17 protein-coding genes are annotated in these 12,878 nt (G+C 62.0%); 13 read left to right on the top strand and 4 right to left on the bottom strand.

What is annotated here, in order from left to right; all coding sequences use genetic code 11:
* Positions 1-380: 380 nt before the first annotated feature.
* Positions 381-824, top strand: a complete 444-nt coding sequence (locus PLN84_RS03150) for a hypothetical protein (protein WP_348531899.1) — start codon at positions 381-383, stop codon at positions 822-824.
* Here PLN84_RS03150 and proS read toward each other — a convergent pair whose 3' ends face one another.
* The 3 genes from proS to PLN84_RS03135 are packed head-to-tail and all read right to left on the bottom strand — an operon-like array spanning position 825 to position 3,701.
* Positions 825-2,258 (bottom strand): proline--tRNA ligase, encoded by a 1,434-nt coding sequence (gene proS / locus PLN84_RS03145; RefSeq protein WP_292386418.1) that lies wholly within the window; start codon positions 2,256-2,258, stop codon positions 825-827.
* 38 nt (positions 2,259-2,296) lie between these two features.
* Entirely contained in the window at positions 2,297-2,863 is a 567-nt protein-coding gene (locus PLN84_RS03140) for a stage II sporulation protein M (RefSeq protein WP_292386416.1), read from the bottom strand.
* Positions 2,856-3,701 carry a DUF63 family protein gene (locus PLN84_RS03135; protein ID WP_292386414.1) on the bottom strand — a complete coding sequence of 282 codons (846 nt, stop codon included), beginning with the start codon at positions 3,699-3,701 and terminating at the stop codon, positions 2,856-2,858. Before PLN84_RS03135 ends, PLN84_RS03140 begins: the two co-directional genes overlap by 8 nt.
* 11 nt (positions 3,702-3,712) lie before the next feature.
* On the opposite strand from PLN84_RS03135, the gene PLN84_RS03130 reads away from it, so the two are divergent.
* On the top strand, positions 3,713-4,792 hold the full coding sequence (locus PLN84_RS03130) for an NAD(P)-dependent glycerol-1-phosphate dehydrogenase (protein WP_292386411.1): 1,080 nt from the start codon (positions 3,713-3,715) through the stop codon (positions 4,790-4,792).
* A gap of 6 nt (positions 4,793-4,798) precedes the next feature.
* Positions 4,799-5,251, top strand: a complete 453-nt coding sequence (locus PLN84_RS03125) for a UPF0179 family protein (protein ID WP_292386410.1) — start codon at positions 4,799-4,801, stop codon at positions 5,249-5,251.
* Between the two features lie 201 nt (positions 5,252-5,452).
* On the opposite strand, the gene PLN84_RS03120 is transcribed toward PLN84_RS03125, so the two are convergent.
* Positions 5,453-6,325, bottom strand: coding sequence for an ADP-ribosylglycohydrolase family protein (locus PLN84_RS03120; protein WP_292386409.1), 873 nt, complete (start codon positions 6,323-6,325; stop codon positions 5,453-5,455).
* Between the two features lie 67 nt (positions 6,326-6,392).
* Between PLN84_RS03120 and PLN84_RS03115 the strand changes: the two genes are divergently transcribed.
* The 10 genes from PLN84_RS03115 (at position 6,393) to PLN84_RS03070 (ending at position 12,876) form a co-directional block, all read left to right on the top strand.
* Positions 6,393-6,659 carry a UPF0058 family protein gene (locus tag PLN84_RS03115; protein ID WP_292386408.1) on the top strand — a complete coding sequence of 89 codons (267 nt, stop codon included), beginning with the start codon at positions 6,393-6,395 and terminating at the stop codon, positions 6,657-6,659.
* Positions 6,660-6,662: 3 nt separating this feature from the next.
* Positions 6,663-8,234 (top strand): tRNA uridine(34) 5-carboxymethylaminomethyl modification radical SAM/GNAT enzyme Elp3, encoded by a 1,572-nt coding sequence (locus tag PLN84_RS03110; RefSeq protein WP_292386407.1) that lies wholly within the window; start codon positions 6,663-6,665, stop codon positions 8,232-8,234.
* Positions 8,231-9,346, top strand: coding sequence for a DNA primase small subunit PriS (locus tag PLN84_RS03105; protein WP_292386405.1), 1,116 nt, complete (start codon positions 8,231-8,233; stop codon positions 9,344-9,346). Before PLN84_RS03110 ends, PLN84_RS03105 begins: the two co-directional genes overlap by 4 nt.
* 4 nt (positions 9,347-9,350) lie before the next feature.
* Positions 9,351-10,022 carry a hypothetical protein gene (locus PLN84_RS03100; RefSeq protein WP_292386404.1) on the top strand — a complete coding sequence of 224 codons (672 nt, stop codon included), beginning with the start codon at positions 9,351-9,353 and terminating at the stop codon, positions 10,020-10,022.
* Positions 10,023-10,059: 37 nt separating this feature from the next.
* Complete coding sequence (locus PLN84_RS03095; RefSeq protein WP_292386403.1) at positions 10,060-10,338, top strand: 50S ribosomal protein L44e; 279 nt, start codon at positions 10,060-10,062, stop codon at positions 10,336-10,338.
* Between the two features lie 7 nt (positions 10,339-10,345).
* Positions 10,346-10,534: a 30S ribosomal protein S27e gene (locus PLN84_RS03090; protein ID WP_292386402.1), complete on the top strand. Its 189-nt coding sequence runs from the start codon at positions 10,346-10,348 to the stop codon at positions 10,532-10,534.
* 8 nt (positions 10,535-10,542) lie between these two features.
* A complete protein-coding gene (locus PLN84_RS03085) occupies positions 10,543-11,322 on the top strand; it encodes a translation initiation factor IF-2 subunit alpha (protein WP_292386401.1) in 780 nt (259 codons plus the stop codon).
* 6 nt (positions 11,323-11,328) lie between these two features.
* On the top strand, positions 11,329-11,496 hold the full coding sequence (locus tag PLN84_RS03080) for an RNA-protein complex protein Nop10 (protein WP_292386400.1): 168 nt from the start codon (positions 11,329-11,331) through the stop codon (positions 11,494-11,496).
* On the top strand, positions 11,478-12,224 hold the full coding sequence (locus PLN84_RS03075; RefSeq protein ID WP_292386399.1) for a proteasome assembly chaperone family protein: 747 nt from the start codon (positions 11,478-11,480) through the stop codon (positions 12,222-12,224). The genes PLN84_RS03080 and PLN84_RS03075 overlap by 19 nt, the downstream gene beginning before the upstream one ends.
* Before the next feature lie 199 nt (positions 12,225-12,423).
* A complete protein-coding gene (locus PLN84_RS03070; RefSeq protein WP_292386398.1) occupies positions 12,424-12,876 on the top strand; it encodes an RDD family protein in 453 nt (150 codons plus the stop codon).
* Positions 12,877-12,878: the final 2 nt, after the last annotated feature.

Genomic DNA, 12,878 nt, shown 5'->3' with positions numbered 1-12,878 from the left:
CTGCCGGAGGCCTTATTCCGGATAACAAGGTTGATTCAAGGGCATTACGGGTTCGCATGAAGGGCTGGTCGGCCGGGCGTGCGACGAAGACGGCATCCTGACCGCAAGAAGCCGCCGGGCTCCCCAAACAGCCTCCAGACATCGACGCAAGCGTGTTCCGCGGTCCCGGGAACCTGAACCTCAACCACCCGGGGCTCCGCAGATCCGATCACCGCATTCGACACGTATAAGAGCACACCGAGCGCAATACGTAGTAAAACCTCAGAGCACTCGTAGAGACCGCGCATCCTCGCGTGGAACGCTTTCAGCAGACACGCGGCCCCGCCATGTGTCTCTTGAAGAGTAAAAGGTATGAGGCCAGTATAACCATGACTTCCAGAATGCATACCCCCCACACCACCTGTCCCAGCTGCCACGAAGAGGTCTTCCTGGACGAACTCGTGGGCGGGCGCTGCCCCCTCTGCGGGTACTCCCTCGACGAAGACGACGGAACCTGCAGCGAGTATGAGGAGACCCTCGAGCGCTCCGATCTTGGGTGGATGATCTTTCAATTCTATGTCTTTAAACGGTTCTGCAACGAGGGAGCAAGCCCGCTCCAGGTCATGCAGATCCTCTCCCGGTATGAGGAGCTCACCCAGTGCAATCCCGCTGATGCGGAGAAGATGCAGTTTTCTCTGGAAGTTCCGATGAGCCGCTGGGAGCGACTGCTCCCGAAACGGTGCGCAAAGTGCGGTAGAATATTCCTCTCGGGAGGAAAAGTGATGATGTCGGGAGACCTTTTGTCCCCCGAACACAAAAGAACGTATACCTGCCCGTCGTGCTGATCAGTAGGTCCGGGCAACCAGGGTGGACGTGCCGTTCCCGCCGCAGGCGATGCACGGACCGTCCGAGACGGAGATCAGGTCCGACCGGATCTCGGACCCGAGGATGCTCGCATCCACCGCCGCCTCTATCTTTTCTGCGCACTCCTGCGAGCCGCACCAGTGGACGACGGCAACCCCGGTCTTCACCGCTCCGGCGGCCTCTTCGAGTGTCCCGGCCATGGCGATCCGGTCGGCCATCGCCTGCCGCGCCGCCTGCGAGAGTTCCTCCCCGAACTGGGCAAGGACGGAGGAGACGCCTTCAACAACGCCACGCCGGTCGAGCGTGGTCTTCCGACCGCTCCGCGTGACGGCGACGACCGTGTTCGCGTCGATATCACGCGGCCCGATCTCGATTCGGAGCGGCACGCCGCGCATCTCCCAGTGGTAGTACTTCGCGCCCGGGCGCATATCCCGGTCGTCCAGCTTCACGACGAACCCGGCGTTCCGGAGTTCCTCCTCAAGCGCCGCGGCCGCAGAGAGCACCTCGTCGCGCCGTTTTCCGACGATGATCGGGACGATGACGGCCTCGATCGGCGCCACCTCCGGCGGCAGCACAAGCCCCTTATCGTCGCCGTGAACGCTGATGACAGCCGCGATCGACCGCTCGGAGATCCCGTAGCAGGTCTGGTAGGCATGCTGCCGCTCCCCGTTCGCGTCCTCGTAGGTGATATCGTAGGTGCGAGAGAAGTGGTCGCCGAGCATATGCGCCGTCCCTATCTGGAGCGTCTTCCCATCGGGCATGATGGTGTCGACCGCGATGGTGTAGTCGGCGCCCGGGAACTTGTCCCAATCCGGGCGGCGGGAGACGATCACCGGCACCCGGAGGCGGTCGTAGAACTCCTTGTAGAGGCCGAGCGCGACCTCGACCTGCGCCGCCGCCTCCTCCCACGTCGCGTGCACGGTATGCGCCTCCTTAAATGACGTGATCTCCCGGAGGCGGATGAGCGGGCGGGTGTGTTTCGTCTCGTAGCGGAAGGTATTGACGATCTGGTAGAGTTTTAAGGGCAGGTCCGTGTGGGACCGGATCCAGAGGGAGTACATCGGGTAGATGGCGGTCTCGCTCGTGGGCCGGAGAGCAAGCGGCACGTCGAGTTCGCTCGTGCCGCCGTGGGTGACCCAGTAGACCTCGTCCTCGAAGCCCTTGATGTGCTCGGCCTCCTTCATGAACTCGGTCTTGGGGATCAGGAGAGGGAACATCGTCTCGGCATGGTCGCGGTCCATCAGGTCCCGGAGTATCCCGTATGTACGTTTCCGGATGCCGAACCCGTGGGGGTACCAGACATACAGCCCCTTGACCGGGTAGCGGACGTCCATGATCTCGGCTCGCCAGAGAACTTCGTTGTACCACTGGGAAAAATCACTTTTCCGGGGAAGTGCCCCTGTATCTTCTTCCATCCGTCTCGTACCTCAAAAAATTATGATCTGCCGCTCTTTTAAGCTATCATACTTAGGACTGCCGGCGTAATAAATGCCTCTACGAGCGCGGCAACCGCGAGGAGCGGGACGACGACCCGGAGAAAGAGGCGGGCGAGAGGCACTGCCAGGGTGGCGGCATCGCCGCGTCCGTGCCACTCGGCAATGAGGCCCTGCCCGAGAAGGAGCCCGAGACCTCCTGCGATGAGGAAGGCGGGGATCTCGAAGATACCGTGCGGCACGAGCGCCGCCGCGATAAAGAGCAGACCCTGCTGCTGTCGCATGAGTTCCGTCACCGCACCGATCAGGAGCCCGTTGACCGAGAGGATCAGCATCGTGACCACACCGAGCGACGCTCCCCCGAGAAAGAGGAGGAGGCAGGCGGCCAGGTTGTTTAAGAACAGTTTTCCTGCAAGGACTGCCGGGGAGTCGGAGAGGATCTGGCTCACGATCCGGTCGCTGAAGAGGGCCAGGACCTCCGCGCCGATGCCCGGGTCGCGGGTCACGGCAACGACGCCGATGCCGACCGAGACGGCAAAGAAAAGAGCCGCAAGGCCCGTGGTCCGGGCAACCGGGAGATCAGACATAGAGCACCATCCGCACCAGATCCCGTATCCCCGGCGCCATGCCGACGACGATCATGGCAAGGAGGATGAGGTGCCAGAGTTCAGGGTTTCCCTCCCGCCGGTACATCTCGAGGACATATATGGCGGGGACGAGCACCGCGATCTTGAGGAGGAACATAGAGAACGCGGTGCCGGTCAACTCGATCAGGCTCGAACCCACAACGTGCTGCTCCACGTAGTGGACGGGGTGGATATCGATGCCGTAACTCGTCGCGCTCGCATCGAGCATGTGCCCGAAGATGAGAAGCTTATAAAGGATATTCGAGGCGTAATCCCACTTCAGCACGTACACAAGGAACGCCCAGAAGGCAAGCGACGACACGAGTGCGAGGGCAAGGATGGTAACAAGCACATCGAGCGCGATCGTCGTCTCGGCAAGGCCGAACCAGACGAGCGCCGCCCCGGCGAGAAGGCAGGCGACGATGCCCGCCCCCCCGTAGACCCGGCTGTAGCGGGAGACCAGCCCGGCGTTCTCCGCAAGTTTCCCGGCAAAGAGGGCGACCGCCGCAACCGCAAAGATCGTAAAGAAGATCAGGGGCGTGATCAAGAGGAACCGCAGATCCGAAGTGATCATCCCGGTATCCTCGACGACACGGAGGAGCCCGCCGAGGACGACGAAGGGCAGGGTGGCAAGCACGAGTTCATCGTCGACGGCAATCCTGTACCGCCGGAGCCCCCGGTAGAGAAGGTAGACCGCTACGATGAGGATCAGGGCGTAGGTCAGCGTATCGACGAGCGTATATGCCTGCCCGTAACGAATGGGATCTATGTAATATTTGTAGAGGAACTCCCTAATCATTACTGATCTAAATGAGCGCAGACGGCATAAACCTACTCAGAACCAAGGTCTTCGACAAGTCCAAATGGATGCAGCTCCCTCGTGACGTCGTCATCGGCCACGATGTTCTCGAGCAGATCCCGGCTGTCTGTGAAGACCTCGCTCTGGGCGAGTCTGTGCTCATCATCTCAGGAGGCCGGACACGGGATGTTGCCGGGAAGAGGGTCGAGGCGCTTCTCTCCGGATCCTACGACGTTGCGACGTTCGCTGCTGCCGGCGACCCCCTCGGGACGATCAAGAAGGCCGAGGCGGCGGCGGCAGAGGCAGGGTTCGTCATCGGCGTCGGAGGGGGGCGGGTCATCGACACGGCGAAGATCGCTGCTTATAATACCGACCGCCACTTCATCAGCGTCCCCACCGCCGCATCGCACGACGGTATCGCATCGTCGCGGGCGTCGGTCCCGACCGCCGACGGGAACGTATCGCTTGCCGCCGAGCCGCCGCTCGCCGTCGTCGCCGATACCGCCATCATCGCCTCGGCGCCCCACCGGCTGCTCGCATCCGGGTGTGCGGATATCATAGCGAACCACACCGCAATCCTCGACTGGGAACTCTCCCACCGCCTCAGGGGAGAGCCGATCTCGGAGTACGCCCTGACGCTCTCCCGGATGACCGCCGAGATCCTCTTTCGGAACGCAGATCTCATCAAACCACATTCTGAGGAGAGCGCCTGGATCGTGACGAAAGCCCTGGTCTCCTCGGGGGTCGCGATGAGCATCGCGGGGTCGTCCCGTCCGGCGAGCGGCGGCGAGCACAAGTTCTCCCACGCCCTGGACCGGTTTGCGCCGAACAAGGGCCTCCACGGGGAGAAGTGCGGGATCGGGACAATCATCACGATGTACCTCCACGGCGGCGACTGGAAGGCGATCCGTGACTCGTTACGAAAGATCGGCGCACCGACCACCCCAGCAGAGATCGGGGTCGATGACGAGACGGCCGTAGAGGCGCTCCTCGCCGCCCGGACAATCCGGCCGGAGCGGTTCACGATACTGGATATGGGACTGACGCCGGAGTCGGCACGGAGCCTCGTGAAGATGCTCTACCGGGAGTGAGAAGAAATGGCAAGTGAGAAGACAAAAGTGACGCTGATCGGGGCGATGCTCGCGAGAGTTGGACTTGAGTTTGTTTACGAAGGCAGCACGTGCACCGAATGCGAGGGGTGCAAGGTGCAGAAAGTCTGTCATAACCTGCAGTCCGGGAAGAAGTATCGGATCGTCGGGATCCGCTCGAACACACGGCACGACTGCCCGGTCCACCACGAGGCAGCGGTCGCGGTCGACGTCGTGGAGGCCCCCGTCGTCGCGCTTATCGGTGCCGATATGGCGATTGTGAACTCAAAGGTCAGTTACGAGTTCTCCTGCCCGAGGACGGGTTGCCGGAGTTACCGGCTCTGTCGCCCCGACGGCATCATCGAGGGGGAGAAGTACGTCGTCAGGGAGGTCCTCGGCAACGCTCCCGACGTCTGCGAACGGGGCCGGCCCCTGAAACTGGTGGAACTGAGGCCGGCCTGAGGCTGCTGCAGCGAACGGTCGTTCGTTGAAGGCGGAGCCATTTTTTGTGGTGCGGGAGGCGAACCGCCGGTCATCCCACGGATCCAGTGGCCTCCGCCGTTCGGGCGCTCACGCTAATCCTCTTCGCGTTCTTCGCGAAGAACGACTTCCCCGAGGTGCGACGGACAGGGGGCGTGTATGAGACAGTTGTAACCCGGAACGCTACGGCCGGCTCGCGAGAGAGAGCCGCCGGGCAAGGGCCAGGAGTTCCTCCCGGTCCTGGAGCACCGCGAGCCACAAGGCCGGGATCGCCTCATACCCGAAACGCGCCCCGGCGAGGCCGCCGACGATCGCGCCGACGGTATCGGCGTCGCCCCCGAGGTTGACTGCCGCGATCACTGCGTCACGGAAAGATGAGGCCTCCATGAAGACCCGAACCGCGCAGTGGGTGCAGAGGACGGCATCGAGCGAGGGCTCTGGCGGGTATGCCCGGTAATCTTCGAGCATTCCACGGAGTTCCGGATCCGGGCAGGCGGCGAGGGCCTGCCCGAAGGCCGCATCCACCTCTTCCCCGCGGCAGATCCCGCTGACCATCCGGTTGACGAACGCCGAGGCCTCACCGGCGACAGGGTCAAAGTGGGTGACCAGTGACGCGGCAAGACTCACCTCCCGCACCTCGCGGGGGGGGTAAAAAATGCCGACCGGGACCCCGCGCATCACGCTCCCGTTGCTCCTGCTCCGACCTAACGCCCTGTGCGCCATCCTCGCGGCAACCGAAGATGCAAGGCCGTTCCCGATCAGGTCGAGGACGGCCCGTGACGTCGGCCCGAAAAACTTCGGATTGGCGCGATACACCAGAACCAGGCGCCGGGCGAAGTCCTCAGGGTCGAAACTCCCGCACCGGAGAAGGGTCTCTGCAAGAGCTGCCGCCTGCAGGGTATCGTCGGTGTACTGGCCGGGGAGGGTGTTGTGAATTCCGCCCCCTTGCATCTCCGTTACGACGATCGGACCCGGCGGAAGGCCTTCCAGGGGCGCGCCCAGAGCATCCCCAATTGCAAGCCCAACGAACGCCCCGACCGCCCGCATCTCATTCATATAAAAACATCACCAACAAATTATATTTACCAGCGCACAGTAGTATTCTTCGAGGCAAGGTGATATTGTGCAAAAAGAAGAGCTGCTCCACTTACACATGCTGTTAGTCCACATTAAGAAGTATTATGAAAGCACGACCGACGAAGACATCGCGACCGACCGATACAACGCTCTCCACATCTCACCCGTCCATATCCATAAGAACAAGGTAACGCATAAAAAAGCTATCCTTACTCTGGGCGACGAGATCGTCCACCACATCAGGGATCATCACAACCCCTACATCGAATATCACGCCGATTTTCAGTCCGAACGGATTGCAACCGAACACTAAACGATGAACGATACCGATTCGCTCCGGGAGATCATCTCCCGCATCCTTTCTTTTGGCGAGGACGCCGATATTCAGAAGATTAAACTTGAGATCTGCCGGGAGTACGGCGTCAGTATGCCCAAAAACTCCGCTGTTCTCGCCGCAGCTACCCCGGAGGAGCATGAGCGGCTCCGGCCGCTTCTCCTGGTCAAACCCACCCGGACACTCTCCGGGGTGGCGCCCGTCGCGGTGATGACCTCGCCCCACCCCTGCCCCCACGGGAAGTGCCTCCCCTGCCCCGGCGGGCCGGAGCACCCCTTCAAATCCCCCCAGAGTTACACGGGAGAGGAGCCCGCGGCGCTCAGGGCACGAGAGCACGCATTCGATCCCTACGAGCAGGTACAGGCCCGCCTCGGGCAGTTCGAGGCGCTCGGGCACCACGTCGACAAGGCCGAGCTGATCGTCATGGGCGGGACGATGACCGCCCGCCCGGTCGAGTACCAGGAGTGGTTCGTCGCGGCCGCCGTGCAGGCGATGAACGACTACCCGCGGGTGGGCCTTCCGCAGGAGAATCCCGATCTCGATACGATCTTTGCCGCAAACGAGGCATCGAGGGTCAGGTGCGTCGCCACCACCTTCGAGACGAGGCCCGACTGGTGCCGGGAGGACCACATCAACCGGATGCTCGCGATGGGGGTGACGAAGGTCGAGCTCGGCATCCAGCACGTCGACGACCGGATCCTCGACTACAACCGGCGGGGCCACACGGTTGCGGACTCGGTCGCGGCAAACTGCCTCCTGCGCGACGCCGGGCTGAAGGTGGGGTTCCACGTGATGCCGAACCTTCCCGGTGCGAGCATGGCGGACGACCGGCGGATGTTTGAGGAACTCTTCGGCGACCCGCGGTTTCGGCCGGATTTCCTGAAGATCTACCCCACCCTGGTGACACCGGCCTCAGAGATCGAGAGCCTCTGGGAGCGGGGGGAGTACCTACCCTACACCGAGGAAGAACTGATCGACCTCGTTGCCTACGCGAAATCGCTCATCCCGGAGTACGTCCGCCTTCAGCGGATCCAGCGGGACATCCCGGCAAAGTTGATCGTCGCGGGCTCCCGGCACAGCAACTTCCGGCAGCTTGCAGAGGCGCGGCTCCATGAGCAGGGACTCCGCTGCCGGTGCATCCGGTGCCGCGAGGTGGGGAGGACGGTTGCCCCGGAGGCGGCGGCGGTCTCGACCCTGGCCTACCGGGCCTGCGGCGGAGAGGAGCGGTTTATCCAGGCGGGCACCGGCGACGCCCTCGTCGGGTTCGCCCGTCTCCGGTTCCCGCACCGGCCCTTCCGCGACGAACTCACGAGCGCCGCGCTCCTGCGCGAGCTCCACGTCTACGGGAGCGTGGTCCCCCTCAGCACGCAGGCAGGCACCGACGAGTGGCAGCACCGCAGTTTCGGCGCAAGGCTCCTTTCCGCCGCCGAGGAGGAGGCCCGTGATCATGGTTACCGGCGGCTCGCGGTGATGAGCGGTGTCGGGGTGCGGCCCTACTACAGGAAACAGGGATATGAACAAGTGGGCCCATACATGATCAAGACGTTCCCATGAGGCCCGCGACGCTCGAGTTTGTGAAACAGAGGTTTGCCGAGTATTACCAGAGGCAGCACCTCACCGTTCCGTCCTCTCTTGAGCAGCGCGAATGGGGGTTCGTCTTCTTTGACGCCGCGGCCGAGGTCCGGATGCGGCGGCACATGGCTTTTGTGGACCGCGAGGAACTTGCCGCCTACGTCAAGAATCTGGTTCCCGCCCACGTCTACTACTCGACGGCCTACTACCAGACGCCTTCGGCGCCGACGATGAACGATAAGCACTGGGCCGGTGCCGACCTGATCTTCGACCTCGACGCCGACCAGATCGTCCGCGGCCCTTACGCGATGATGCTTGCGCGGGTCAAGGAAGAGACCGGAAAACTGATCGAGATGCTGACCGACGAGCTCGGCTTTGCGCGGAACCATATCCGGGTCGCCTTCTCCGGGGGACGCGGCTACCACGTCCACGTCACCGATATCGCTGTGCGGGGATGGGGGAGCCCGGAGCGGCGCGAGGTCGTCGACTACGTCTGCGGCATCGGGCTTGACCCGGCCGTGATGCTTACTCCGGGGGGCGCCCCGACCGGATGGCGGCGACGCTACATCGATGCCCTCCAATCTCACCTGCTCTGGCTCCGGGACCTCAATCCTGCCGAGACAGCGGCCTATCTTACGAGGCTTGAAGGCATCAGCAAGCGGACGGCCGCGGAGTTCCCCGCAGATCTCGACGCCATTCTCGTGAAGGACCCCGGCGACCTCCTGCAGAACCGGGTTGTCCGGGCGATCGCGGCCGCGCCCGACTTCGAGAACCGGGTCCGTGACGCCGGAGCACGTGCGGACGAGCCGGTCACGACCGATATCAAGCGGCTGATCCGGACGCCGGGGTCGCTGCACGGCGGCAGCGGAATGCGGGTCGTGCCACTCGATATCCGGGATCTTGAGGGATTCGACCCGCTCGTGGACGCGGTAGCCTTCGGCGACCGTGAGGTGCGGGTGGAAATGAAGGCAAACTTTACCACATCCCTGCTCGGGAACACCTACACGCTCAAAACCGGGTCCGCAAACGTCCCCGAGGCGCTCGCAGTCTTCCTCTGCTGCCGGAACATGGCAGAGATCAGCGGGGGTGCATGAGAGTATGGCCGCGAACCTCCTGGAGAAACTGCGGCAGATGCTGCTTGACATGCAGCACTCGGGACGGCTTTCAGACATCGAGCCCGGCCTCTACGAGGATGCCCGGGCATACGTCGAGAAACTCAAGGCGGACTATTACGGCCTGAAAAACCCCCTGGAGAGTCGGGCAGGAAGTCTGATCATCGAGGAGATAGGGAGCGTCACCGAGACCGTACAGGAGATCTTCTCGATCCGGACCCGGCAGATCCTCGGTCTCGCGTTCCAGCAGATGGAGGGGCAGTACTTCGATAAGGAAGAGGCCAGGAAGATGCTCCCGGCAGAACGAGAGATGTACGGGAGGATCATCGACGCCATCGAGGGGTGCCGGGAGACGCTCGTCCATGGGGGGGAGTATACCTTCAGCAGTGGCGGTGCGGCTGCCGCCCTCCGGGACAATGATGAGGTCGACGACGAAGCCCCGGAAGCCTCCGGATCGGAGAGACCGGGAGCCCCTGCCTCCCGTCCCATCCAGTCTCCCTACGCCCTCGTGCATATTCGCTCGGATATGGAGTCGTTCATGGGGGTGGACGGCAGGACGTACGTGTTGAAGCAGGGGGATATCGTCACCCTGCCGGAAAACAATGCGGATGTGCTCTGCGAGCACGACATAGCCTTAAATATTAGGCTTAACAAGTAATATAGGTACTCGAATCAATTGAATAGAGGTTACTATCATGAAAATGCCGTCCAAATTCAAGACGTACTGTCCGTTTTGCAGGAACCACCAGGTTCATGAAGTCGTGAAGGTGAAGAAAGGCAAGGTACGCCACTTCAACTGGATCGACCGCCAGAAGGGGCGCAGAAGCACCGTGGGCAACATGGGCAAGTACAGCAAAGTGCCCGGCGGCGACAAGCCGACGAAGAAGATCAACGTCAGGTACCGGTGTACGGTCTGTGGAAAGGCGCACCTCCGGCCGGGATTCCGGATCGGTAAATTTGAACTTACGGAGTGAGGTTATTATGGTCCGGCTGAACAGAGAGAACAGGAGCACATTCCTCCGGGTAAAGTGCCCTGACTGTGAGAACGAACAGATAGTCTTTGAGAGAGCGAGTACCGTTGTGGAGTGCAGTGTCTGCGGGCGTATCCTTGCAGAGCCCCACGGTGGAAAAGCTGATATCAAGGCTGAAATATTGGCAGTACTTGAGTGAGTAAGTCCATGCACGAGAGAGAGTGGCCCGAAGAAGGAGAACTCGTCGTCTGCACGGTCGCCGACGTCAAAGACTTCGCGGCGTTCGTTACCCTGGATGAGTACGACGGGCGAAGAGGGCTCATACCCATATCCGAGATAGCGCGGGGCTGGATTAAGCACATCCGGGACTACGTACGAGAAGGACAGAAGGTCGTCTGTAAAGTCCTGAATGTGGACCCTGACCGCGGCCACATTGATCTCTCGTTAAAAGACGTAAATGAGCACCAGCGACGCGAGAAAATCCACGAGTGGAAGAGCGAGCAGAAGGCCGCGAAATGGGTCGGGTTTGTCTCCGAGGCAACAGGAGCGGACCGGGCGATCATCGAAGAGGCCATATACCGCGAATACGGCCTGTTGTACCCGGCCTTCGAAGATATTGTCATCACCAACGGCGAGGCGGCCGAGCGGCTGAAACTCGACGAGCCGGTCAAAAAGTCGCTCATCTCCACAGCACACGAGAACGTGAAGGTCTCCAGGGTGACCATCACGGGGCACCTCATCCTGACGTCGGCCCGGCCCGACGGTGTCAACGTGATCCGCCGGGCGCTCCGGAGCGCTCAGCCGAAGGTTGACGACGTGGAGATCGACCTGATCTACGTCGGGGCTCCGAAATACCGGATAAAAGTGACCGCACCCGATTATAAGGAAGCAGAGAAGGCAATCGAGAAGGCGGCAAGTGCCGCCGTCGGTGTGGTTGAGCGGGCGGGCGGTTCCGGTAAGTTCATCCGGAAGCAGAAAGCCGGATAAGACGGTATGAGTAACCGCATTCGCCGCTGTCCGGACGATCGGAGATACACGCTCTCTCTGGTCTGTCCGGTCTGCGGCCGGTCGTGTCGGCCGGCTCACCCGGCCCGTTTTTCCCCACAGGACAGGTACGGCAACTACAGGAGGGCAGTACGCAGATGGAACACGTCAGAGTGAGTTTTTCAAGAGACGATAATATCGATGCCCCGATCCTGATCGAGGGCCTGCCCGGGATCGGGCATGTCGGGAAACTTGTCGCCGACCACCTGATCCATGAACTCCAGGGCGAGAAGATCGGAGAGATCTCCTCGCTCCACTTTCCTCCACAGGTGATCGTCGACGAACAGGGTGTCACCCATCTGGTCAACAACGAGCTCTATCGCAGCGAGAAGGACGGGAGGACGGTCCTCTTTCTCGTAGGCGACTTCCAGAGCAACTCGGCCGAAGGCCACTACATCCTGGCCGAGCGGTACCTTGATATCGCCGAAGACCTCGGCGTCCGGCGAATTTATGCGCTCGGGGGATACGGCGTCGGCCACCTGGTCGAGAGCCCGAGAGTGCTCTGTGCCGTCAACATGGAACATCTCCGGCCTGAGGTGGAGGCGGCCGGCGGGTCGTTTGAGAACGCCGGAGGCGGCGGGATGATCGTGGGGGCGTCGGGGCTCCTGCTCGGCCTCGGTGAGGCCCGGGGTATCGAGGGGGTCTGCCTGATGGGCGAGACGAGCGGCTACATCGTCGACCCGAAGAGCGCCGACAGTCTTCTTGCCGTCCTCTCCCGCCTGATGGGAATCGAGGTCGACCATACCTCCCTGCAGCAGCGTGCCGCGGATATGGAGCAGATGATAGCGAATATCCAGGAAGCCGAGGAAGCCCGGGGCCGGGAAGAACTCAGTTATATCGGCTAAAAAACACCATTTTTGGTCCCGGAGCAGCACCGCCGTTTATGCCGGAGGACCGCTGCCCCGTTGCACCTCTGCAACAACCCTCACCGGATCGGTGCGATCGTGGCAGGAAAACCTGTTCGTCCTCTATCGTGCCCCACAGGCCAACCATGGATTGCCGATACGAACTCTTAAGGCCCGCGGAGGACGACAGATCTGCAATATGGTCACCCTCTACCTCGCCAGCTGGGAGAGCCGTTTCTGGGCCTGGCTCATCGACATCATCTTGATCGGGCTGCCCCTCTGGGCAATCTCCGACCGGCTGCCGCCCGCCTGGCGGTTCACGATCGATCCCGGCCTCATCTCCATAAGCCTCTCCTCCATCATCCTCTTTCTCTACTGGACGTTGCTCGAAGGCTACCGGGGCCAGTCCATCGGCAAGATGGCGCTGAAGATCAGGGCCACCGGCCGCGCAGGGGAGGATATTGGTTTTGGTGCCGCGGCGGTCGAGAGCTTCGGGAAGGCGTTCCTCCTCGTCCCCGACTGCCTGATCGGGTGGCTCGCGATGTCGGGCTCAAAACAGAGGCTCTTTAACCGGATCTCGGGCACCGTCGTGATAGAGACCCGTGAAGCGGAAGAGCCGGAGGGCGTCACCTACGTGAAAAGCGACGGATGAGA

Origin of the sequence: Methanoculleus sp., assembly GCF_035363275.1 — an archaeon.
Classification (GTDB): Archaea; Halobacteriota; Methanomicrobia; order Methanomicrobiales; family Methanoculleaceae; genus Methanoculleus.
The sequence above is the reverse complement of the archived record's forward strand: the minus strand, read 5'-3'. Positions and strand labels throughout refer to the sequence as shown.